The 21,207-nt window shown below is 69.1% G+C and carries 20 protein-coding genes; 8 read left to right on the top strand and 12 right to left on the bottom strand.

Annotated elements, in window-relative coordinates:
• The first annotated feature begins 16 nt into the window (after positions 1 to 16).
• Genes E6N53_RS10415 through E6N53_RS10425 form a run of 3 tightly spaced genes read left to right on the top strand, consistent with a single transcriptional unit; the run spans position 17 to position 3,723 of the window.
• Positions 17 to 1,651, top strand: coding sequence for an ABC transporter ATP-binding protein (locus E6N53_RS10415; protein WP_236642333.1), 1,635 nt, complete (start codon positions 17 to 19; stop codon positions 1,649 to 1,651).
• Positions 1,652 to 2,734, top strand: a complete 1,083-nt coding sequence (locus E6N53_RS10420; protein WP_142859059.1) for an ABC transporter permease — start codon at positions 1,652 to 1,654, stop codon at positions 2,732 to 2,734.
• Entirely contained in the window at positions 2,731 to 3,723 is a 993-nt protein-coding gene (locus E6N53_RS10425) for an ABC transporter permease (protein ID WP_136590283.1), read from the top strand. Before E6N53_RS10420 ends, E6N53_RS10425 begins: the two co-directional genes overlap by 4 nt.
• A gap of 15 nt (positions 3,724 to 3,738) precedes the next feature.
• On the opposite strand, the gene msrA is transcribed toward E6N53_RS10425, so the two are convergent.
• Positions 3,739 to 4,272, bottom strand: coding sequence for a peptide-methionine (S)-S-oxide reductase MsrA (gene msrA / locus E6N53_RS10430; RefSeq protein ID WP_142859061.1), 534 nt, complete (start codon positions 4,270 to 4,272; stop codon positions 3,739 to 3,741).
• 88 nt (positions 4,273 to 4,360) lie between these two features.
• Between msrA and E6N53_RS10435 the strand changes: the two genes are divergently transcribed.
• The gene (locus E6N53_RS10435; RefSeq protein ID WP_136590285.1) at positions 4,361 to 4,945 is read left to right on the top strand and encodes a 5' nucleotidase, NT5C type; all 585 of its coding nucleotides are present in this window, start codon (positions 4,361 to 4,363) and stop codon (positions 4,943 to 4,945) included.
• A 2-nt stretch (positions 4,946 to 4,947) separates the two neighbouring features.
• Here the strand turns inward: E6N53_RS10435 and E6N53_RS10440 are convergent, their stop codons facing one another.
• The 10 genes from E6N53_RS10440 to E6N53_RS10485 all read right to left on the bottom strand — a co-directional run bounded on the left by E6N53_RS10440 (position 4,948) and on the right by E6N53_RS10485 (position 15,361).
• Positions 4,948 to 6,114 (bottom strand): XdhC family protein, encoded by a 1,167-nt coding sequence (locus E6N53_RS10440; RefSeq protein ID WP_142859063.1) that lies wholly within the window; start codon positions 6,112 to 6,114, stop codon positions 4,948 to 4,950.
• Positions 6,111 to 6,938, bottom strand: a complete 828-nt coding sequence (locus tag E6N53_RS10445; protein ID WP_142859065.1) for a Rossmann-like domain-containing protein — start codon at positions 6,936 to 6,938, stop codon at positions 6,111 to 6,113. The genes E6N53_RS10440 and E6N53_RS10445 overlap by 4 nt, the downstream gene beginning before the upstream one ends.
• Before the next feature lies 1 nt (position 6,939).
• The gene (locus E6N53_RS10450) at positions 6,940 to 8,256 is read right to left on the bottom strand and encodes a VWA domain-containing protein (protein ID WP_142859067.1); all 1,317 of its coding nucleotides are present in this window, start codon (positions 8,254 to 8,256) and stop codon (positions 6,940 to 6,942) included.
• A 2-nt stretch (positions 8,257 to 8,258) separates the two neighbouring features.
• Positions 8,259 to 9,239, bottom strand: coding sequence for an AAA family ATPase (locus E6N53_RS10455; RefSeq protein ID WP_142859069.1), 981 nt, complete (start codon positions 9,237 to 9,239; stop codon positions 8,259 to 8,261).
• Positions 9,236 to 10,375 carry an XdhC family protein gene (locus tag E6N53_RS10460; protein ID WP_142859071.1) on the bottom strand — a complete coding sequence of 380 codons (1,140 nt, stop codon included), beginning with the start codon at positions 10,373 to 10,375 and terminating at the stop codon, positions 9,236 to 9,238. Before E6N53_RS10460 ends, E6N53_RS10455 begins: the two co-directional genes overlap by 4 nt.
• Before the next feature lie 91 nt (positions 10,376 to 10,466).
• Entirely contained in the window at positions 10,467 to 12,950 is a 2,484-nt protein-coding gene (locus E6N53_RS10465) for an aerobic carbon-monoxide dehydrogenase large subunit (RefSeq protein ID WP_142859073.1), read from the bottom strand.
• On the bottom strand, positions 12,947 to 13,567 hold the full coding sequence (locus tag E6N53_RS10470; RefSeq protein ID WP_142859075.1) for a (2Fe-2S)-binding protein: 621 nt from the start codon (positions 13,565 to 13,567) through the stop codon (positions 12,947 to 12,949). The genes E6N53_RS10465 and E6N53_RS10470 overlap by 4 nt, the downstream gene beginning before the upstream one ends.
• Before the next feature lies 1 nt (position 13,568).
• Positions 13,569 to 14,429: an FAD binding domain-containing protein gene (locus tag E6N53_RS10475; RefSeq protein ID WP_142859077.1), complete on the bottom strand. Its 861-nt coding sequence runs from the start codon at positions 14,427 to 14,429 to the stop codon at positions 13,569 to 13,571.
• 12 nt (positions 14,430 to 14,441) lie between these two features.
• Positions 14,442 to 15,032 (bottom strand): SRPBCC family protein, encoded by a 591-nt coding sequence (locus E6N53_RS10480; RefSeq protein ID WP_142859079.1) that lies wholly within the window; start codon positions 15,030 to 15,032, stop codon positions 14,442 to 14,444.
• A 167-nt stretch (positions 15,033 to 15,199) separates the two neighbouring features.
• On the bottom strand, positions 15,200 to 15,361 hold the full coding sequence (locus tag E6N53_RS10485; RefSeq protein WP_136601732.1) for an AbrB/MazE/SpoVT family DNA-binding domain-containing protein: 162 nt from the start codon (positions 15,359 to 15,361) through the stop codon (positions 15,200 to 15,202).
• A 106-nt stretch (positions 15,362 to 15,467) separates the two neighbouring features.
• Between E6N53_RS10485 and E6N53_RS10490 the strand changes: the two genes are divergently transcribed.
• The 3 genes from E6N53_RS10490 to E6N53_RS10500 all read left to right on the top strand — a co-directional run bounded on the left by E6N53_RS10490 (position 15,468) and on the right by E6N53_RS10500 (position 17,876).
• Positions 15,468 to 15,899, top strand: a complete 432-nt coding sequence (locus E6N53_RS10490) for a hypothetical protein (RefSeq protein WP_142859081.1) — start codon at positions 15,468 to 15,470, stop codon at positions 15,897 to 15,899.
• Positions 15,900 to 16,014: 115 nt separating this feature from the next.
• Positions 16,015 to 17,220, top strand: a complete 1,206-nt coding sequence (locus E6N53_RS10495) for a molybdopterin molybdotransferase MoeA (RefSeq protein WP_142859640.1) — start codon at positions 16,015 to 16,017, stop codon at positions 17,218 to 17,220.
• Positions 17,217 to 17,876 carry a nucleotidyltransferase family protein gene (locus E6N53_RS10500; RefSeq protein ID WP_142859083.1) on the top strand — a complete coding sequence of 220 codons (660 nt, stop codon included), beginning with the start codon at positions 17,217 to 17,219 and terminating at the stop codon, positions 17,874 to 17,876. Before E6N53_RS10495 ends, E6N53_RS10500 begins: the two co-directional genes overlap by 4 nt.
• On the opposite strand, the gene E6N53_RS10505 is transcribed toward E6N53_RS10500, so the two are convergent.
• On the bottom strand, positions 17,873 to 18,178 hold the full coding sequence (locus tag E6N53_RS10505) for a hypothetical protein (RefSeq protein WP_136590298.1): 306 nt from the start codon (positions 18,176 to 18,178) through the stop codon (positions 17,873 to 17,875). The two genes, E6N53_RS10500 and E6N53_RS10505, sit on opposite strands and share 4 nt — an antisense overlap.
• Before the next feature lie 326 nt (positions 18,179 to 18,504).
• On the opposite strand from E6N53_RS10505, the gene E6N53_RS10510 reads away from it, so the two are divergent.
• Positions 18,505 to 21,138, top strand: coding sequence for a heavy metal translocating P-type ATPase (locus E6N53_RS10510; protein ID WP_142859085.1), 2,634 nt, complete (start codon positions 18,505 to 18,507; stop codon positions 21,136 to 21,138).
• Positions 21,139 to 21,207 lie beyond the last annotated feature (69 nt).

The following is a 21,207-nucleotide window of genomic DNA, read 5'->3' on the forward strand; positions in this document are numbered from 1 at the left end:
ACAGACACGTCCGTGCATGCCGAGGACAGACGAGGACGCACCGTTCCTCGAGATGCGAGGAATCCGGAAGACGTTCCCCGGCGTCGTCGCCAACGACGACGTCGACTTCCGGGTTCGCCGCGGGGAGATACACGGGCTGCTCGGCGAGAACGGGGCCGGGAAGAGCACGCTGATGAAGGTGCTCTACGGGCTCTACCGCCCCGACGCCGGCGAGGTTCGCCTCGACGGCGAGCGGCTCGACCTCGAGTCGCCGGCCGACGCCATCGACGCCGGCATCGGGATGGTCCACCAGCACTTCATGCTCGTTCCACGGCTCTCCGTCGTCGAGAACGTCGTCCTGGGCGAACGCGAGCCTGCGGCGTGGGCACCGGATTCGGGGCCGCTCGGTCGGCTCTCGCGGTGGCTCTCGCTCGGACTCGACGGGCCGCGCCGGGAGGTACGGGCGCTCGCCGACGAGTACGGCATCGCCGTCGACCCCGACGCGAAGGTGTGGGAACTCGACGTCGGCCAGCAACAGCGTGTCGAGATACTGAAGGCGCTCTACCGGGACGTCGACCTCCTCGTGCTCGACGAGCCCACCGCCGTCCTCACGCCGTCGGAGGCACGCGAGGTGTTCGCGACCCTCCGGCGACTCGCCGACGAGGGGCTCTCCGTCGTCTTCATCACCCACAAGCTCGAGGAGGTGATGGCGGTGACCGACCGCGTGACCGTCCTCCGCGACGGACAGCAGATCGAGACGGTCGACACCGACCGCGTGACCCGCGCGGACCTCGCCGAGTCGATGGTCGGCCGGGAGGTGCTCTTCTCGGTGGACCGCGAGTCGCGTCGGCCGGGCGAGGCGGTCCTCTCGACGTCGGACCTCCGAGCCGAGGACGAACGCGGCGTCACGACGCTCGACGGCGTCGACATCGAGGTCAGGGAGAACGAGGTCGTCGGCGTCGCCGGCGTCAGCGGGAACGGCCAGCGCGAACTCGCGGAGTGTCTGGTCGGGCTGCGCGAGCCGACCACGGGAGCGGTCGCGGTCGACGGGGACGACCTCACCGGTGCCGGGCCGAAGGCGTTCATCGACCGCGGGGTCTCGTTCGTCCCCGAGGACCGCCACCGCTACGGTTGTGCGCCCGACCTGAGCGTGATGCACAACGCCGCCGCGAAGGTCTACCGTGGCGAGGAGTTCGGCAACGCCGGGCTCCTCGACCACGGCCGCGTCCGCGCCTACGCGGAGACGCTCGTCGAGGAGTTCGACGTCCGCGGCGTCGGCCAGGTCGACGGGGTCGCCGCCGGCGACCTCTCGGGCGGGAACCTCCAGAAGCTCGTGTTGGGCCGCGAACTCCACCGTGACCCACGCGCCCTCGTCGCCCACCAGCCGACCCGCGGCGTCGACGTCGGTGCCATCGAGTCGATCCGGACGCGCCTTCTCGACCAGCGCGATGCGGGCACCGGCGTCCTCCTCCTCTCCGAAGACCTCGACGAGCTGTTCGACCTCTCCGACAGGCTCTGCGTGCTGTACGAGGGGCGGGTCGTCTTCGAGACGACGCCCGCCGAGACCACCCCCGAAGCGGTCGGCCTGTGGATGACCGGCGGCCCGGACGAGACCGACTCGACCGCGCGGCGGGCCGACGCCACACCGGCGGCCGACGGGGGTGAGCGCTGAATGCGGGTCGAACTCGAAGCGCGGACCGACCAGCCGCGGTGGCTCACCTACGGGACGCCCGTCGTGACCGTCCTCGCCGCGCTCGCCGTCGGTGCCGTGGCGCTCGTCGCCCTCGGCGTGAACCCCATCGACGCCTACGAGACGATGTTCGTCGGAACGCTCACCTCGACGTTCGGCGTGACGGAGACGCTCGTGAAAGCCGTCCCGCTCGTCCTCACCGGACTCGCGGTGTACGTCCCCCTGAAGGCGGGGCTGTGGAACATCGGGGCCGAGGGGCAACTGTACATCGGCGCTGTCGTCGGGACGTGGGTCGGGCTGAACGTCGACGCCGGCTTCCTCGTCCTCGTCCCGCTGGCGCTCTTCGGGGCGGGTCTCGCGGGGGGGCTGTACGGAGCGGTCCCCGGCTATCTCCGCGCGAGATACGGCGTCAACGAGATCATCGTCTCGCTCATGCTCACCTTCGTCGGCGTCCGCGTGGCGAGCTACCTGGTCCGCGGACCGATGCGCGGCGGCGAGGGGAACTTCCCCGTCAGCGCCGTGCTCCCCGACGCCGCGCAGTTGCCCACGCTCGGCGGGACGTCCCTGCACGCGGGCGTGCTGGTCACGCTCGTCCTCGTCGGCGTGGTCGCCGTCGTGGTCTCTCGAACGCGGACCGGCTTCGAGGTCACCTTCGTCGGCTCGAACGCCGACGCGGCCCGCGGGATGGGGATGCACACCGCCCGGCTGTACGTGTTCGTCTTCGCCGTCGGCGGCGCGCTTGCCGGGCTCGCCGGGTCGATGGAGATCATGGGCGTCCAAGAACGGCTCCGCCCCGAGTTCTCCCCGGGCTACGGCTTCACCGCCATCCCAATCGCGCTGCTCGGGCGTAACGGCGCCGTCCGCGTCCTGCTCGCGGGGCTGTTCTTCGCGCTGTTGTTCGTGGGCGGCTCGTCGATGGAGGTCGCCTTCGGCGTCCCCGCGGCGCTCGTCGACGTCGTCCAGGCGCTCGTCGTCCTCTTTCTCATCACCGCGGAGTTCTTCAAACGCTATCGGGTGTCGCTCGTGGTCGGTGAGCCCGTCGTCGGCGGGGGGCCGGAGGTATGATGGGCTTTCTCGCGGGCGTCCTCGACGCCACCGTTCGGGCGGCGACACCGCTCATCCTCGCCTCGTTAGGTGAACTCATCTCCGAGCGCGGCGGCGTCCTCAACCTCGGCGTCGAGGGGATGATGCTCGTCGGCGCGCTGGCCGGGTTCGCCACGACGGTCGTCACGGGCGACCCCTACCTCGGCTTCGCGGTCGGGACGCTCGCCGGCGCGGGTCTCGCGACGGTCCACGCCGTCCTCTGTGTCTCGTTGAAGGCCGACCAGGTCATCAGCGGCGTGATGCTCACCCTGCTGGGCACGGGCCTGACGACCTACTTCGGCCAGTCGTGGGTGTCGAACTCCATCGAGGGGATGCCGCAGGTCCTCCTGCCCGTCGTCGGCCCCCTCCTCGTCGACCTGCCGCTGGTCGGCGAGGCGCTCTTCCGCAACACGCCCACCGACTACCTCGCGGTGGCGCTCGTCCCCGTCGTCTGGTACGTCCTCACGCGGACGAACCTCGGGCTCGAACTCACCGCGGTCGGAGAGGACCCCGAGACCGCGGACACGATGGGTGTCTCGGTCTTCCGGATGCGCTATCTCGCCGTGCTTGTCGGCGGGGCGTTCGCGGGTGCCGCCGGCGCGCACCTCTCGGTCGCCTTCTCGAAGCTGTGGGTGACGGGGATGGTCGCCGGCCGGGGCTGGATCGCCATCGCGCTCGTCATCTTCGCCGGCTGGCGACCGACCCGGGCGTTCGTCGGCGCGTACCTCTTCGGGGGGCTGGAGGCGCTCGCACTCCGCTCGCAGTCGCTCGACGTCTCCGTCGGTGCCGCGTTCCCCGCGGCCGACGGCGTGAACGGTCTGCTCTCGGTGGTGACCCACCCCATCATCATGGAGACGTACCCGTACCTCGTGACGATCCTCGTCCTCGTCGTGACGAGCCGCGGCGCACTCGCGAAGCGGGTGGGTGCGCCGACGGCGCTGTTAGAGCCGTACAGTCGCGAAGCCGACTGAGCGACCGAGCGCCGTTCAGGCCTGTTTCACTTTCGTCGCGAACTTCTCGCGCACCTTCTCGACCTTCGGTGCGGCGTGGAAGGAGCAGTACGCGTCGTTCGGGTTCTTCTCGAAGTAGTCCTGGTGGTACTCCTCGGCCTCGTAGAACGTCTCCAGCGGTTCGAGTTCGGTCACGACGGCGTCGTCGTACTCCTCGTCGAGCGCCTCGATGTACGCGTCCGCCAGGCGCGCCTGCTCGTCGTCGTGCGAGAGGACGATAGAGCGGTACTGACTCCCCACGTCGGGGCCCTGTCGATTGAGCTGAGTCGGGTCGTGGATAGTGAAGAACACCTCCAGGAGTTCCTCGTAGGAGATGACGCTCGGGTCGTATGCGACCTGGACCACCTCCGCGTGGCCCGTCTGTCCCGAGCAGACCGCCTTGTACGTCGGGTTCTCGGTGTCGCCGGCGGCGTATCCCGAGGTGACCTCGCTGACGCCGTCGAGCTCTTTCAGCGCCGCCTCGACACACCAGAAACAGCCGCCGCCGAAGGTGGCGTGGTGGGTTGCCATGGAACGTAGTATGGACTCGGCGCGTAAAGCCTCCGTGGCGTGGGGTCGACGAGAGACCTATGTACGCTGTGGACCTACGTACTGGTAGATGACGACGGCACGCGATTCGAATGCAGCCGCTTCCGACCGCATCCTCGTCGACGTCGACGGCACGCTCGCGTGGCAACTCCCCCGGGCGTGTCAGTATCTCGACGAGGAGTACGGCGTCTCGCTCCAGCCCGAAGCGGTGACGGCGTGGGACTTCCGGATTCCGGGCCACGACGCCCACGACCACATCGGCGACCTCATCTTCGAGGCGTTCCGCCGCGACCCCGCGTGGTACTTCGGGGGGATGGAACCCGTGGCCGGCGCGGCCGACGCGCTCGGCCGTCTGGCCGAAGACCACCGGGTCGCCATCGCGACCCACCGCCCGCCAGAGACACACGCCCACACCCGACGGTGGCTCCGCGACCACGACATCCCGTACGACGAGTTCGTCGAGCGCGTCCCCGAGAACAAGGCCGAACTGGCGGGTCGGGCGCTCGTCGACGACTACCACGGCAACGTCGCGGACGCCCTCGACGCGGGGATGGACGGCCTGCTGTTCAGTCAGCCGTACAGCGACCACGCGGCCTGTGACGGCGCGACGGTCGTCGACTCGTGGGACGACGTGCTCGCCGCCTTCGAGGAGTAACCTCAGCCCGAGCCGTCCGTCGACAGTTCGATTCGGTCGTGAATCGTCCCCTCTCTGGTCCGCAGGTGACGCGGCTCGCGGTCGTGCTTCACCGCGAGCACCTCCGAGACGATGGAGAGGGCGATCTGGTACGGCGAGCCGCCGCCGAGGTCCAGTCCGACCGGCGTGTACAGCCTGTCGAGTTGGGCGTCGGTGAACGTCGTTCCCTCGTCTTCGAAGTCGTCGAGCATCTCTTCGAACCGCTCGTGCGGACCCATCAGGCCGACGTACGGCACCGGGGTGTCGAGGAGCGCCTCGATGGCGAGGCGGTCGTCGACGAAGTTGTGCGTCGCGACGACGACGTAGGTGTTCGCGTCGAAGTCGAACTCGTCCGTCATGCGCGCCGGCGAGGTCGACACCACCTCGCTCGCGGCAGGGAAGCGGTCGGCCTTCGCGGCCGCCCCGCGGAACCCGACGACGGAGACACGGAAATCCGTCTGCGCGCCGAGTTCGGCGATGGGGCCGACGTCGTGGCCGGTCCCGACGACAGCGAGCTTCGAGGGAGCGGTGAGGCCGTCGACGAACACCGTCACCGACTCCCCGCCGAGTTCGACCGTCACGGCGTCGGCCTTCCCGAGTGCGGTCAGTTCCGCAGCGACCTCGCGCACCCGTTCGGCCAGGTCCGCGTCGAACCCGTCTCCGAGGTCGAACGTCTCCGTCTGGGGGTCGTAGTACGCTCTCGCGCCCGCGTGTTCGCCGTCGGTGACGGTCAGGACGCCGATGTCACGCCCCGCCGCGAACGCGTCGACGGCGGGTCGGTACGTCTCGTCGAGCGGTTCGAGCAAGATGTCGATTCGGCCGTTGCAGCCGACGCCGAGTCCCCAGACGTCGTCGTCGGCCTCGGGCATGAGGTCGTAGTGTTCGACGCGCGGTTCCCCGGCGGCGAGGACCTCGCTCGCGAGCCCCTGCACCTCGTCTTCCAGACAGCCCGCGGTGATGTGGCCGACGCCCGCGCCGTCTTCGGGGAGCACCATCTTCGCCCCGGGGCGACGATACGCGCTTCCCTCCACGCGGATGACCGTCGCGAGGACGCCGCGGCGGTCGCTCACCAACAGGTCACGTGCCTGTGTCAGTACCTCCGTCTCGGGGACGCTCCAGTTCGCGTCCGTCTCACTGCTGTCGTTCGTCATAGGTCAGTATTGGGTCGCTCGGTTGGTAACTGTAGCCCCGGAAGCGTCGCGTCGGCCGCGGTGTACACCTTCTGTAACCCCGCATCGTGGAGGGCTGTCCCGCAGTCACCCGCGGCGATGCGCTCGCGAACCCGGTCGACGTCTCGCACTCGCGCCCCCGCGACGAGGTCGACACCGCGGTCGAACAGCGGCGTCGGGAGCAGCGAGGCCGTCGCGCCCACGACGACCACGAGCGGCACCGCCGCCGCAGTCGCCGCCGTCAGGTACACGTCGATGCCACCGTAGACGAGCGTCGACCCGGTGATGAAGCAGACGTCCGCGTCGGCGAACGCCGCGTCGGCCTCCGCGGGCGCGAAGAGCGTCGTCGGGACGCGCTCGGGGAGCGATTCGGGGTCGATGCGTTTGGCGTCGCGTTCGACCACGCGGACGGAGACGTCGCCGAACTTCCTGAACGCGGGGCGGAAGAGGCCGACGGTGGCGACGGTCTCGACGGTGGCGTCCAGCGCCGCCATCGGGTCGCCGACGAGCCACTCGACGTCCGGTTCCGAGAGCGCGTTGAGCGTCGCGAGTCCGACTGCCCGAGCGACGCTCCCCGGAGGCGCGTCCGTCGCCCGTTGCACGAGGTGTTCGACGGAGCCGTCGATTCCCGCCACGTCACCGTCACTGGGTGGTCGGTGAGCGACGCCCGCCAGGTCGCCCTCGTCGGGGTGGCGACACGACACGAGAACCGCGCGGCCGCCGACGGTGACGTGCGGGTCAGTCGCCGCCACAGCGCGCGCCGAGAGCGAATCGCGGACCGCCTCGACGACGGTATCCGTCGACATCTCAACTCGACCCCAGTGCACGGTCTCGGAAGTCGTGTTCGTAGCCGATCGGGCCGTGCGGCCCGTGGCGGTTCACCTGCCGCGCGACCTCCGAGAGGTCTTCGGGGCCGGCGAGCGCGAAGAGTCCGTCGACGTAGGGGAGCGACGCCGCCATCCCGCGGCACGTCGGTTCGTACTTGGCCGAGGCGGCGAGGGGGTTCAGCCAGAGGACCGCCCGGGACCGCCGCGAGAGCCACGTCATTCCCCGCTCAAGGTCGGCGACGTCGCCGACGTCGAGGCCGTCGCTCAGGACCAGCGTGACCGTCCGACGGTCGACGGCGTCGGGCCAGCGCGTGCGCAGTTCGGTCAGGGCGTGACCGATCCGGGTTCCGCCGCCCCACGCGACTTCGGCGTCTTCGAGCGCGGCGACGGGGTTCCCCCGCGACGCCGTGAACACGTCCGTCACCTCGCGGACGTCGGTGTCGAAGAAGAACACACGCACGCCGCGACCGTCGGCGACCAGCGTGTCCAGGAACTGCAGCAGGAAGCCGCGGTCGACCGTGTCGAGCACGGACCGACTCACGTCGACGAGGACGCAGGTGCGGAACGCGGTCGGCGTGCGCTCGCGGGTCGGCAGGGAGACGACGGTCCCGCCCGTGCCGACGCTCGACCGTAACGCGCGCCGCGCGTCGACCTGCCGGCCGCCACCGCCGGTCCAGCGCCGCCCCGAAAGCGTCGCGAGCGCCCGCTCGAACTGGCGGACCGCATCGGCGTCGAGCGGGCGACGCCGCGCCTCCTCGTCCTCGTCGACGTCGGTCCCCGCCCCGCCCGCACTGTACGTCGAGGCGCGACTCCGCTCCCTGTCTCCGTCGGCCTCCGCTGTGTCGGCGTCGTGGTCGACGAGGCGGCGTTCGGTGACGGTCTCGTCGTCCGCGCCGTCCCCGCCGCCACCGCCGGGCGCTTCGCCGGTGCTCGCCGCGGCCGACTCGTCGCCCGCGTCCGCCGCACCGTAGAAAGCGCCGCTGCCGGAGCGGTCACCCACGTCGTCGCTGGTGGCGGTCGCTTCGAGTCCGGTGCGAAGTCGGTACCAGAACTCGGGGAAGTGCGCCTCGAACGTCTCCGAGTCGCGAGCGTCCGTGACGAGCGTCGCGTGGGTGGCCGCGTAGACGCTGTCGCGGTCGCGGAGCCCGACCGCACACAGCGCCTCGGTGGCCGAGAGCGCGGCGTTCGCCGGAATCGAGAGGCCGTTCCGGCGGAGGGTCCGGGCGAACGAAACCACCTCGCCGAGGACGTGGTCGCGGGCGGCGACGAAGTCCGGCGTCTCGTCGAGCGGACTCATGCTCAGCGGTCGGACGTGCCGTCGGCCGACGGTTCGACGGGGCTCTCTGTGCCCGCGGTGGGCGTCTCGTCCCCGTCGGTCGCCTCACGCGCCTCCCGCGCCGCTCGCTCCAGTCGCTCCAGCAGGGTCGAATCCACCCGCTGGACGTCTTCGACCTCCTTGAGGAGGGTTCCGATGGTGCGTTCGATCTCCGCGGCGCTGATGTCGGAGTCGTCGCCGGGGGCCCGCAGCTCGGCCACCGCCCGCGCCCAGTCGAGCGTCTCGGCGACGCCGGGCCGCTTGAGAAACGCGTTCTCGCGGAGTTCGGCGACGATGGCGCACACCTCGGCGGCGACGGTCGCGTCCAGTTGCGGGACCTTCCGCCGGACGATTTCTCGCTCCGTCTCGTAGGAGGGGGCGTCGACGTGGAGGTACAGACACCGCCGCTTGAGCGCGTCCGAGAGTCCGCGCGTGCGGTTGGAGGTGATGATGACGATGGGTGGTGTCTCCGCCGTGACGGTGCCGAACTCGGGGATGGTGACCTGGAAGTCCGAGAGCACCTCCAGGAGGAACGCCTCGAACTCCTCGTCGGCGCGGTCGACCTCGTCGATGAGCAGGACCGGGGGTGCCTCTCCCTCGTGGGTGAGCGCCCGCAGGAGCGGCCGCTCGAACAGGTACTCCTCGGAGAAGACGCCGGCGTCGGCGCTGTCGCCCGACTGCACCGCCAGGAGCTGTTTGGTGTAGTTCCACTCGTAGAGGGTGTTCTCCGCGGCGAGCCCCTCGTAACACTGCAGGCGGATGAGCTCCGTCTCGAAGCTCTCGGCGAGCACCTTCCCGAGTTCGGTCTTGCCCGACCCGGGCTCTCCCTCGATGAGGAGTGGCTTGCCCAGCCGGAGCGAGAGGTAGACCGTCGTCACGAGCGTGTCGTCGGCGACGTAGTCGGCCGCCTCGAACCGCTCGCGGAGGTCGTCCTCGGTCACGGACGAGACGTCGGGCCCGGTCATGGTTCGACACGCTCCAGGAACCGCGCGGGGTCGTCGACGAACGCCTCCTGACAGCCGACGCCGCAGAAGTGGTAGGTCGTCCCCTCGTGGGTGGCGGTCGCCGCCGCCTCGCCGACGACGACGTCCATCCCGCAGACGGGGTCGGTGGCGACCGTCGCGTCCACCTCGCCGTCGTCCTCGTCGCCCGCGTCGCCCGTCTCGCCTCCGACCGCCCCGTTCGCGACGGTGGCCGAGGCGTCGGCGTCGACAGCCGAGGCAGTGCCCTGCGAGACGTCGGCAACCGCACCGTCACGCCGGACGGCGACGAGCTCCGCGAGGACGCTCACACCGACCTCTTCGGGCGTTCGTGCACCGATGTCGAGCCCCGCGGGCGAGGTGACGGCGGCGCGGACCGCGTCGACGTCGCGTCCGGTCCGGTCGGCGACGCGCTCACAGAGTTCGTCCGCGCGGCGGCGGCTGGCGACGAGACCGACGTACGGGACGGCCGAGGCCAGGGCCGCCTCGACGGCGACGTCGTCGGTCGCACCCATCGACGCGGCGACGACCCAGGTCGCCCCGCGGAGTTCCGCGGCGAGGGCGTCGACGTCGTCGGTCGCGGTGTGGGTGGTGTCGGCACCGGGGAGGTCGCTCCCCGCCGGGACGACGGCCGTCACCTCGAACGAGAGTTCGCTCGCGAGGCGAACGACGGCACGCGCGATGGGTGAGTCGCCGACGACGACGAGTCGCGCCGGCGACGTCACCGGCTCGATGAACAGTTCGAGCGTCCCCTGGCTGTGACAGGCCATCGGGAACGCCTCCAGCCCGGGCCTGTCGACCGACGCGGGGTCGGGCGCGATGCCGACGAGCTTCGGCTCGCCCGTCTCCAGCGCCGACCGAGCCTCGCGGATAGCGACCGACTGGGCGCAGGCGACGCCACCGATCCACCCCAGGAGTTCCCCGTCGGGCGTGACGACGGCGCGGTCGCCGACGTGCGCGGACACCGGCGGCTCGCGGCGGACGACGGTCACCCGCGCGAACGGGCGACCCTGTTCGGTGTACTGGCGTGCGACTCTGTCGACGGTCTCCGGGGAGGCGGCGGCGTCCCGCGCGTAGCCGCCCTCGTCCGTTTCGGTCTCTGCGTCGGTGTCGTCTGTCATCTGGTGGCTGGTGGTTGGCGGCTGGTGGTTGGTGGCGTCGATGTGTTCGTCGCGTCGCGGATGTCGGGACCCCCCGACACCCCGGACGCGTTCAGTCGTCGGCGGGCGTCTCGCCGGCGTCGAAGTCGAAGCGTTCGGCCGGGTCGAGTGTCAGTCCCGCCTCGTTCATCACGGACCAGACGCGGTCGGGCGTCATGGGCATGTCGACGTGCTTCACACCCGCGTGCTTCATCGCGTCGACCACTGCGTTGACGATGGCCGGCGGCGACCCCACCGTGGGGGATTCACCGACACCCTTCGCGCCGATGGGGTGGTGTGGCGACGGCGTCACCGTGTAGTCGGTGTCCATGTGGGGAATCTCCATCGACGTCGGGAGGAGGTAGTTCATGAAGTCACCTGCCGTGACGTTGCCGTTGTCGTCGAAGGTGACCTCCTCGAGCATCGCGGTGGCGATGCCCTGTGCGAGGCCGCCGTGAATCTGCCCCTCGATGACCATCGGGTTGATGCGGTTGCCGCAGTCGTCGAGCGCGTAGAACTGCCGGATGTCGACCTCGCCGGTCTCGCGGTCGACCTCGACCACGCAGACGTACGCCCCGAACGGGAACGTCATGTTCGGCGGGTCGTAGTAGTCGACGGCTTCGAGGCCGGGTTCTTCGGTCGCCGGGGAGTTCATGTACGAGGCGGCGGCGACCTCCTTCATCGTCACGGCGCGGTCGGGCGCGCCCTTGACCTGGAACGTTCCGGTGGAGCGGTCCCAGACGACGTCCTCTTCGGCGACCTCGAGTTCGTTCGCGGCGATGTTCTTCGCCTTCTCCCGCACCTTGCGGGCGGCGACGGCCGTCGCGGCCCCGCCGACGGGCGTCGACCGGGACGCGTACGTGCCCAACCCGTAGGGGTCGGTGTCCGTGTCGCCGTGTTCGACGGAGATGTCCGCGACGTCGAGGCCGAGTTCCTCGGCGACGATCTGAGCGAACGTCGTCTCGTGGCCCTGCCCCTGCGTCTGGACGCCGATCCGAACCGTGGCGTTCCCGGTCGGGTGGACGCGAATCTCGGCGGAGTCGAACATCTCGACACCGGCGATGTCACACTGCTTGCCGGGGCCGGCACCGACGATCTCGGTGAACGTCGAGAGGCCGATTCCCAACAACCGGTCGTCGTCCGCGTCGATGCGGCGCTGTTGTTCCTCGCGCAGCCCGTCGTAATCGACGCTCTCGAGCGCTTTGTCCAGCGCGCGCTCGTAGTCGCCCGAATCGTACGTCCACCCGGTCGTCGACTCGTACGGGAACGCCTCCTTCGGGATGAAGTTCTTCCGCCGGAGTTCCGCCGGGTCCATGTCGAGTTCGTCCGCCAGGATGTCGACGAGTCGCTCGATGAGGTAGACCGCCTCCGTGACGCGGAACGAACACCGGTACGCGACACCACCGGGTGCCGTGTTCGTGTACACGGCCTCTAAGCTGCTGTACGCCGCCGGGATGTCGTACGACCCGGTGAATATCTTGAAGAAGCCCGCCGGGAACTTCGACGGCTGTGCCACCGCGTTGTACGCGCCGTGATTAGCGAGGACGTCCACGTCGACGCCCGTGATGACTCCGTCGGACGTGGCCGCGATGCGGCCGGTCATGTCGTAGTCGCGGGCGAAGTGAGTGGTTTGAATGTTCTCCGAGCGCTCTTCCATCCACTTCACCGGCTGGCCGAGAACGTACGACGCCGCCGCGGCGATGACGTAGCCGGGGTAGATGGGCACCTTGTTGCCGAAGCCGCCGCCGACGTCGGGGCTGATGATTCGCACCTTGTGTTCGGGGATGCCCGACACCATCGAGAAGAGGGTCCGGTGGGCGTGGGGGGCCTGCGAGGTGAGGTGAACGGTCATCTTCTCGTTGGCCGTGTCCCAGTCGGCGACACACCCGCACGTCTCGATGGGCGCGGGGTGGATGCGCTGGTAGTTCATGCTCTGTTCGACGGTGACGTCCGCCTCCTCGAACGCCTGCTCCGTCGCCGCCTCGTCGCCCGCCTCCCAGTCGAAGATGTGGTTCGACTCTTGCCCCTCGAGTTCGTCCCGAACGAGGGGTGCGTCGGGTTCGAGCGCCTTCTTCGCGTCGACGACGGCGTCGAGCGTCTCGTAGTCGACCTCGACCTTCTCCGCGCCGTCCTTCGCGATGTAGCGGTCCGTGGCGATGACGGCCGCGACCTCCTGCGACTGGAACTTCACCTTGTCGCTCACGAGGACGTCTTGGGTGTCGTCCATGAGCGTCGGCATCGTCGCCAGGTCGTGCGCGGCGAGGTCCTCGGCCGTGAGGACGGCGACGACGCCGTCGACGTCCAGTGCCCGGTCCTTGTTGATGGAGTTGATACGTGCGTGGGCGTGCGGGCTCCGGACGACCTCACAGTGGAGCATCCCGTCCTTCTTGATGTCGTCGACGTAGTTGCCGTGCCCCGTGATGAAGCGGCGGTCCTCCTTGCGCTTTACCTCCTCGCCCATGCCGCCACGTCCGTGGCCGCACGTCGATTCGGGGTCTGGCCCGCCGTCCTCGTCGTGACGGTACTTCGCGTCGGGTTTCTCGGTCTCGCTGCTCATCGGTCGTCACCTCCGACGTCGACGTCACAGCCACAGCCAGCGCCACAGTCGAACTCGACACCGCCGTCCGCGGCGGCCTCCTGGTCGCCGGGGTGTTCGACGGGCGACTCTGGGGGTTCGCGGTCGTTGAGCACGTCCGCCGCGTACTGGATGGACTTGACGATGTTCTGATAGCCGGTGCAGCGACAGAGGTTGCCGCTGATGTTCTCTCTGATCTCGGCCTCCGTCGGGTCCAAGTTCTTGTCGAGCAGCGCCTTCCCCGCCATGATCATCCCGGGGGTGCAGTAGCCGCACTGGAGGCCGTGCATCTGGTGGAAGCCCTCCTGAATCGGGTGGAGGTCGTCGGAACGACCCATCCCCGCCTCGGGGAGTTTGTCCATGCCCTCGACGGTGGTCATGTCACTGCCGTCCGCCTGGACGGCGAACATGAGACACGACTTGACGGCCTCGCCGTCCTTGTAGACGGTGCAGGCGCCACAGTTGCCCGTGTCGCAGCCGATGTGTGTGCCGGTGAGGTCGAGGTCCTCGCGGATGGCGTGGACCAGGAGCCGCCGGGGCTCGACGCTCAGTTCCCGTTCGGTGCCGTTGACGGTGATGGTGATGTCCTTCTTGCTCATGTTATCTCGCACGCTCCACGGCGGACGCGAGGGCTCTCTGGGTCAGTACCCGGGTCATGTTCTCCTTGTAGTCGGCGCTCCCGTGTTCGTCTGACTCGGGGTGAGCCGTCTCCGCCGCGGCCTCGCCCGCCCGTTTGAACAGGTCACCAGAGGGCGTCTCGTCGACGAGAATCTCCTCGGCGTCCGGGACGCCGATGTTGGTGATGTCGACGGCCGTGAGCGCGACGCCGGCGTCGGTGATGACGCCGTCTTCGAGGACGACGCGGGCGGCGACCCCGACCATCGCGTAGTCGCCGACCTTGCGCTTCAGCTTGTGGTAGGCGCTCCCCTCGTTCTCGGTGGGGACGGGGACGCGAAGCTCCGTGATGAGTTCCGTCTCGTCGAGCATGTTGTCGTACGGGAGGAGGAAGAACTCGTCCGCAGGGATGGTCCGTTCGCCGTCGGGTCCGTTGGCGACGACTTCGCCGTCGTGTGCGAGGAGGACCGTGCCCCAGTCACCCTTCGGGTCGGACTGGGCAACACTGCCGACGACGGTTCCGCGGTTGCGAATCTGCGGGTCCGCGACCAGCGGGGCGGCGTCGAAGAAGCTCCCGTACGTCTCGGCGATGAGGTCGGACTCCTCGATATCGACGTGTCGACAGAGCGCGCCGATGCGGAGGTGCCCGTCCGACTCTTCTAAGAAGTCGAGGTCAGCGATGCGGTTCAGGTCGATGACGGTCTCCGGACGGGCGAGGCGGAAACGCATCATCGGAATGAGGCTCTGTCCGCCCGCGAGGATGGCCGGTTCGTCCAGGCTGCCGAGGAGGCTCACCGCCTCGTCGAGTGTCGTCGGTTCGTGGTGTTCGAATTGGGCTGCTTTCATGATCGGTGTGGTTCAGAGAAGTCCGCTGAGTCGGTCGCGGATGCCGCTCGACTTCTCGCTCTCTTCGAAGCCGGTCATCTGCTTCTGGATGTTCTTGAAGAAGTTCGAGACGATCTTGTCGGCGACGGGGTTCATCACCCGCCCGCCGAGTTGGGCGATGCGCCCGGAGACGTCCGCCTCGGTCCCCCACTTGACGACCGAACCGGTCTCTGTCTCCTGGATGTCCATCCACGACTCCATCTCGAAACTACTGTTCGAGGCGTCGCCGCCGCCCGTCGCGACCATCTTCGGGAACGTGCGCTCCTCGATGGTGACGCGCGTCTCGAATCGCGGCTTGACGCTACCGACGCCGACCTGCATCAGCGCGGCGTAGACACCACCCTCGACGAACGCGCGCTCCGCGACGACGTCCGGGTTCGCGTCCGGGAGTGTCTCGATGTCCTCCTCGGGCTCGTAATCGTCGAAGTTGAAATCGTCGTCTTCGATACGCGTGATGTAGCGACACCCCTTGAGGGCGTCGCGTACTGCGATTGGGTCCGAGAGAACGATCCACGCGTCCTCCGGCGATACACCTTCCAGCTCGAATTCACCACTGAACTCCATTTTTGTACTAGCCCCTATGCGAGTGCTAAGACTCGTGCGAGTGACTCTCACCCAATTGCATAAACGTTACTGAAGAACGGAGGGAACACACGTCGTCTCGGGACTGTGTCGGGGGTGTCTCGCCGACAGAACGTGGAACGAGGCGGGGAAGACACCGGTTCGCCGGGTCAGTCGGCGGCCGAGGGGCCGGCTTTGCGCACGATGACGTGCCCGTCCTCGACGTGCCACTCGACACGGTCACCCTCGCCCACGTCGAGGAAGTTCCGGACCGGCTTGGGGATGGTCGTGAGATTCTTCTCCGAGACCTTGGTGTCCGCTAGCATTCCCATAGAGTTCACCTAGCATTTGCATAGAGAGGGGTCGTATTCAACGTTGTCGTGGCCGCGAACGTCGCCCCCACGTGGTATTATACCACACCCCGCGTAGGGACGAGTCATGGACTGTGCTCCCTTCTTCGACCTCGTCGACGAACTGGTCGGCGACCGCCTCGTCCGTCCCCGGGAGACGCGGGCCGGCGGCCAGTGCGTCGTCGACTTCTTCCACCCGTCGACCGCGGCGCGGCTGGGTGACGACAGCCTCGTGACCGCGTTCAACCGCAGCGGCATCGTGTGGGCACCGCCCGCCCGCCGGCTCGGTATCCAACTCAGGGTCCCCGAGACCGACGAATCGCGCGTGCGAGCGGCGCTGGCGGCGGGCCCGTTCCCGGTCGACCGGACGGACCACCGCGGGGCCTCCGCACCGGACGGCGAGATGGTGATGCTCGTCCACTACGCGATTCGCGAGGCGGACGTCTCTGACGCGGACCTGCGGGCGACGCTCGAGGCTGTCGCGGCCGCAATCGAGCGTCCGACCGGCGCGGACGCGTGACTCGGCACCTCGCTCACCGTCCGCGTGAGAGGATTTAACAACCCCCATCGCCAACCCGAGGGGCGTGACACAGGACACCGACGACGCGCACGAGTCGTCCGAACCGTACGACGTGATGCTGTCCATCCCCGAGGCGGCCCGCCGGGTCCACGCGCTCCGCCGGTCGACGCTCGCGACGCGCCCGACGGAGACGGTCCCGCTCGCCGAGTGCGGCGGTCGCACGCTCGCCACCGACGTCGTCGCCGACGCCGACCAGCCGCCGCACTCGCACGCGACGATGGACGGCTTCGCGTTCGACGCGACCGAGGAGTACCCGCTCCGCCTCCGCGACTCCGCCGTCTTCCCCGAGGACGAGCCGTCCGACATCGGTGAGCGCGAGGCCGTTCGAATCGCGACGGGCGCACCGCTCCCCGCGGGCGCGAACGCGGTCCTCAAACGTGAGGAGGCGACGGTCACCGAAGAAGGGGGTGAGGAGTACCTCGACGGCCCGACGCTCTCACCGTGGACGTACGTCTATCGCCGCGGGAGCAACGTCTCTGCGGGCGAGACCCTCTTCACTGCGGGCGAGCGGCTCTCCGCGAAGGATACAATCCTGCTCCGCGACCTCGGACACGAGTCCGTCGAGGTGCACGAGCGCCTCTCGGTCGCGTTACTCGCGACTGGGACCGAGATACACGAGGGCCGACACACCGACCTCGACTCGCCGATGCTCGCCGCGCTCGTGCGCGCGTGGGGTCACGAGGCGACCTACGAGGGGTCGGTCCCCGACGACTACGAGACGGTCCGGGACCGAGTCAGCGAGTTGGCCGACGGGTACGACGTCGTCGTCACCACCGGCGGGACGAGCGTCGGCAAGAAGGATTACGCCATCCGGGCGCTCGCAGAACTCGGCGACGTGCTGTTCCACCGGGTCCGCATCCGCCCGGGCAAACCAATCGCCGTCGCCGACTTCGGTGACGCCGTCGCCTTCGCCATCCCGGGGAAACCCGTCGGTGCCCACGCCGTCACGACCCTCGTCGCCCGGCCCTTCTTCGTCGGCGAGACGCGGCGGCCGACGGTGACGGCGACGCTCTCGCGCGGGTTCGACATCGGCGTCGAGGGCTTCGACTACGTCGTCCCGGTGACGCTCTCGGGGGACGACGAGGCCCTCCCGCTCGGCCACGTCGACTCGCCCCTCACGGTGTACGACGAGACGTTCGACCCGAGCGTCCTCTCTTCCAGTACGCGGGCGACTCGTGCCGACGGGTTCGTCGTGACCGACAGCGGCATCGAGGCGGGGACGTCGGTCGAGGTCGTCCCCTACGACGTCGTCGAGCGATGAGCGACGCCGGGGAGTCCCGTTCGGAGCGACTGCCGCTCGTCCATCCGCCGGCGGCCGTGGGTGCTGACGAGTGCGCGCCACGTGTGGCCGGCGTCCTCCTCGCTGCGGGGACGAGTTCACGCTTCGGCGACGCGAACAAACTCCTCGCGACCTACGAGGGAACGCCGCTGGTCCGTCACGCGGCCGAGACGCTCGTCGAGGCCGGCCTCGCTCCGCTCGTCGCCGTCGTCGGCTACCAGCGCGACCGGGTGACCGCGGCGCTTTCGGGGCTTCCGTTCACGGTCGTGGAGAACCCCCAGTACGACGAGGGGCAGGCGACGTCGGTCCGGCGGGGAGTCGAGGCGCTCGACCCCGACGTCGACGCCGTCGTGTTCGCGCTCGGTGATATGCCCGCCGTCGCGCCCGAGAGCGTGCGAGCGCTCGTCGACGTCTACCGAACGGAGTCGTGGACCGCGCTCGCGGCCGCCTACGAGGGCGAGCGCGGGAACCCGGTCTTCTTCGACCGCCAGCACTTCGACGCGCTCGCCGGCGTCTCGGGCGACCGGGGTGGCCGGCGAATCCTCACCGCTGGCACAGGGTCGGCGCTGGTCGAGACGGGTGACGCAGGCGTCCGTCGCGACGTCGACACCCGGGCAGACCTCGACCGGTTCGGCTAGTCGTCCGCCGGTCGCACCCACTGGTGGACGCCGTGTCGAGCGAGCTGTTTGACCGCGGCCGGCGACGGCGCCGACCGCTGGAGGCTGGGTCCGACGAGGTACCGGCCCGTGGCGTCGAACTGCGGTCCCTCACGGAGGAGCCCCCGCCTGCACATGGTCTCGAGCACGTCGGCGACGGTTCGCTCGCGCCCCGAGATGAGGTTCGCTTCCTCGACGACGCTCTCGACGTCGACCCACCCCCGGAGGTACGCGAGTCTGATGGCGGCGACCCAGGCGGGTTCGCGGTTTAGTTCTCGACACATGGTTGGCTGGTCCGGTGGCGCACTCGTCCCCACTCGCACCTCGGTTAGCCATCGTTGGGACTCGAACGACATATAAACCGACTGTTCAGGTCAGTATCGCGCTCGCGCGTTCCCGTCGACGCCGCTATCGCCTCACCGAGAGACCGTCCGTCTCGACGTCGAGCCCCCGGTTCGCTGGACGCGTGCTCGGACGCGTTCGGCTGTCACGTCACGCCACCGAACGGAGCCGGAGTCGAATCCGACTTTGGGTTCGAAGGTTCGGGCGTTCTCTCACCGAACGAACGAAAGAGAAACCCCGTTGAATAAGGGGCCCGTACTAGCCAGTAATGAGCCAGCATCGAAGCCAGATCGACATCCAGGGGATGAGCTGTGCGAACTGTTCGCAGAGCATCGCCGACGCCGTCGGTGCCCTCGACGGCGTGTCGGAGGTGAACGTCAACTTCGCCACCGACGAGGGGACCGTCGAGTACGACCCGGCGGTCGTCTCGCTCGGGCGGATCTTCGAAGCCATCGAGGAGGCCGGATACCACCCCGTCACGGAGTCGGTGACGGTCGCCATCACGGATATGTCGTGTGCGAACTGCTCGGAGACGGTGCAGGAGGCACTCGCGGGGACGCCGGGGGTCGTCGACGCGGACGTCAACTACGCGACCGACGAGGCGCAGGTCCGCGTCAATCCGGCGGAGGTGAACCGTTCGACCCTCTACGACGCCATCGAGGACGCGGGCTACACACCCGTCAGGGAGGACGGAGCGGACGGCGACGGTGACGGTGACTCGGGGACCGACGCCCGCGACGCCGCCCGCCAGGCCGAGATTCGGCGTCAGCTGCGCCTGACGCTGTTCGGCGCGGCGCTCGCTACCCCCCTGCTCTTTTTCATCGTCGAGAAGCTCCTGCTGGGTGGGAGCGTCCTCCCCGACCGGGTCTTCGGCGTCGAGTTCGGCTGGGTCCAGTTCCTGCTCGCCACGCCGGTGCAGGTGGTCCTCGGCTGGCCGTTCTACAGGAACTCCTACAAGGCGCTCGTGAAGAACGGCCGCGCCAACATGGACGTCCTCATCGCGCTGGGGTCGACGACGGCGTACCTCTACTCCGTCGCCGTGCTCGGTGGGGCCATCGCCGGGAGCCTCTACTTCGACACGGCGGCGCTCATCCTCGTGTTCATCACGCTCGGCAACTACCTCGAGGCCCGCTCGAAGGGCCAGGCCGGCGAGGCGCTCCGGAAGCTGCTGGAGATGGAGGCCGAGACGGCGACCCTCGTCGATGACGAGGGCAACGAACGCGAGGTCCCACTGGAGGACGTCGCGGTCGGCGACCGGATGAAGGTGCGCCCCGGCGAGCAGATTCCGACGGACGGGGTCGTCGTCGACGGGCAGTCCGCAGTCGACGAGTCGATGGTCACCGGCGAGTCGGTCCCCGTCGAGAAGCGCGAGGGCGACGAGGTCGTCGGCTCGACCATCAACGAGAACGGCGTCCTCGTCGTCGAGGCGACGAAGGTCGGGTCGGACACCGCGCTGCAACAGATCGTCCAGACTGTCAAGGAAGCGCAGTCGCGCCAACCCGACATCCAGAACCTCGCCGACCGCATCTCGGCGTACTTCGTCCCCGCGGTCATCGCGAACGCCCTGCTGTGGGGGCTCGTCTGGTATCTGTTCCCCGCGACGCTCGCCGGCGTCGTCGAGTGGCTCCCGCTGTGGGGGCTGGTCGCGGGCGGCCCTGCCGTCGCCGGCGGGAGCGTCTCGGTCTTCGAGTTCGCCGTCATCGTCTTCGCGTCGGCCGTGCTCATCGCCTGCCCCTGCGCGTTGGGGCTGGCGACGCCGGCGGCGACGATGGTCGGTACCACCCTCGGCGCACAGCACGGCGTCCTGTTCAAAGGCGGTGACGTCCTCGAGCGCGCGAAGGACGTCGACACCGTCGTCTTCGACAAGACGGGGACGCTCACGAAGGGCGAGATGGAGTTGACCGACGTCGTCGCCTTCGACGAGAAGCGCCCGGTCACCGACGGGGGCGCGCTCGCCGAACCCGACCGACTCACCGAGGAGACGGTCCTCCGCCTCGCGGCCAGCGCCGAGCGCGGGAGCGAACACCCGCTCGCCCGGGCGATCGTCGACGGAGCGCGAGCGCGCGGCATCGACGTGCCCGAACCCGACCGCTTCGAGAACGTCCCGGGTCACGGCGTCCGGGCGACCGTCGATGGAGACGAGGTGCTCGTCGGCAACCGGAAGCTACTCCGCGACAACGGCATCGACCCCGACCCCGCGGCGGAGACGATGGAGCGACTCGAAAGGGAGGGGAAGACGGCGATGCTCGTCGGCCGCGTGCCTGCCGACGCGAGCGCGTCCGCTGACGCGAGCGCGGGCGAACTCCTGGGCGTGGTCGCCGACGCCGACACGGTCAAAGAGAGCGCGAAGGAGGCCGTGAGCGCCCTCCGCGAACGCGGCGTGGACGTGATGATGCTCACGGGCGACAACGAGCGGACCGCCCGCGCCGTCGCCGAACGGGTCGGCATCGACCCCGAGAACGTCCGCGCGGGGGTCCTCCCCGAGGACAAGTCCGACGCCGTCGAGGCCATCCAGGCCGAGGGACGCAAGGCGATGATGGTCGGTGACGGCGTCAACGACGCCCCCGCGCTCGCGGTCGCCTACGTCGGCACGGCCATCGGGAGCGGGACCGACGTCGCCATCGAGGCCGCCGACGTCACGCTGATGCGCGACGACCCGCTCGACGTGGTGAAGGCCATTCGAATCTCGGACGCGACGCTCGCGAAGATCAAACAGAACCTCGTGTGGGCGCTCGGGTACAACACGGCGATGATTCCGCTGGCCTCGCTGGGCCTGCTCCAGCCGGTGCTCGCCGCCGGGGCGATGGCCTTCTCGAGCGTGTCGGTGTTGGCGAACAGCCTGCTCTTTCGGCGGTACAGCCCCGAGGAAGACTACGAACTGTTCGGGAAGCTTCGGCGGTAGAGTGGCTCCCCACGATGTCGACTCGTGAGATTCGGGGGCGAATAGATTGAGCTGAGCTAATTACGAGTA

It is taken from the genome of Salinigranum halophilum, from assembly GCF_007004735.1.
In the GTDB taxonomy this organism is placed as follows: Archaea; Halobacteriota; Halobacteria; order Halobacteriales; family Haloferacaceae; genus Salinigranum; species Salinigranum halophilum.

Excerpts from the sequence above, each read along its gene's own strand:
- E6N53_RS10495 (WP_142859640.1), top strand. The coding sequence starts at position 16,015 with ATGCTGTCCATCCCCGAGGCGGCCCGCCGGGTCCACGCGCTCCGCCGG.
- E6N53_RS10420 (WP_142859059.1), top strand. The coding sequence starts at position 1,652 with ATGCGGGTCGAACTCGAAGCGCGGACCGACCAGCCGCGGTGGCTCACC.
- E6N53_RS10440 (WP_142859063.1), bottom strand. The coding sequence starts at position 6,114 with ATGACGAACGACAGCAGTGAGACGGACGCGAACTGGAGCGTCCCCGAG.
- E6N53_RS10470 (WP_142859075.1), bottom strand. The coding sequence starts at position 13,567 with ATGAGCAAGAAGGACATCACCATCACCGTCAACGGCACCGAACGGGAA.
- E6N53_RS10460 (WP_142859071.1), bottom strand. The coding sequence starts at position 10,375 with ATGACAGACGACACCGACGCAGAGACCGAAACGGACGAGGGCGGCTAC.
- E6N53_RS10500 (WP_142859083.1), top strand. The coding sequence starts at position 17,217 with ATGAGCGACGCCGGGGAGTCCCGTTCGGAGCGACTGCCGCTCGTCCAT.
- E6N53_RS10480 (WP_142859079.1), bottom strand. The coding sequence starts at position 15,032 with ATGGAGTTCAGTGGTGAATTCGAGCTGGAAGGTGTATCGCCGGAGGAC.
- E6N53_RS10445 (WP_142859065.1), bottom strand. The coding sequence starts at position 6,938 with ATGTCGACGGATACCGTCGTCGAGGCGGTCCGCGATTCGCTCTCGGCG.
- E6N53_RS10510 (WP_142859085.1), top strand. The coding sequence starts at position 18,505 with ATGAGCCAGCATCGAAGCCAGATCGACATCCAGGGGATGAGCTGTGCG.
- msrA (WP_142859061.1), bottom strand. The coding sequence starts at position 4,272 with ATGGCAACCCACCACGCCACCTTCGGCGGCGGCTGTTTCTGGTGTGTC.
- E6N53_RS10455 (WP_142859069.1), bottom strand. The coding sequence starts at position 9,239 with ATGACCGGGCCCGACGTCTCGTCCGTGACCGAGGACGACCTCCGCGAG.
- E6N53_RS10505 (WP_136590298.1), bottom strand. The coding sequence starts at position 18,178 with ATGTGTCGAGAACTAAACCGCGAACCCGCCTGGGTCGCCGCCATCAGA.
- E6N53_RS10450 (WP_142859067.1), bottom strand. The coding sequence starts at position 8,256 with ATGAGTCCGCTCGACGAGACGCCGGACTTCGTCGCCGCCCGCGACCAC.
- E6N53_RS10435 (WP_136590285.1), top strand. The coding sequence starts at position 4,361 with ATGACGACGGCACGCGATTCGAATGCAGCCGCTTCCGACCGCATCCTC.
- E6N53_RS10475 (WP_142859077.1), bottom strand. The coding sequence starts at position 14,429 with ATGAAAGCAGCCCAATTCGAACACCACGAACCGACGACACTCGACGAG.
- E6N53_RS10485 (WP_136601732.1), bottom strand. The coding sequence starts at position 15,361 with ATGGGAATGCTAGCGGACACCAAGGTCTCGGAGAAGAATCTCACGACC.
- E6N53_RS10425 (WP_136590283.1), top strand. The coding sequence starts at position 2,731 with ATGATGGGCTTTCTCGCGGGCGTCCTCGACGCCACCGTTCGGGCGGCG.
- E6N53_RS10490 (WP_142859081.1), top strand. The coding sequence starts at position 15,468 with ATGGACTGTGCTCCCTTCTTCGACCTCGTCGACGAACTGGTCGGCGAC.
- E6N53_RS10415 (WP_236642333.1), top strand. The coding sequence starts at position 17 with ATGCCGAGGACAGACGAGGACGCACCGTTCCTCGAGATGCGAGGAATC.
- E6N53_RS10465 (WP_142859073.1), bottom strand. The coding sequence starts at position 12,950 with ATGAGCAGCGAGACCGAGAAACCCGACGCGAAGTACCGTCACGACGAG.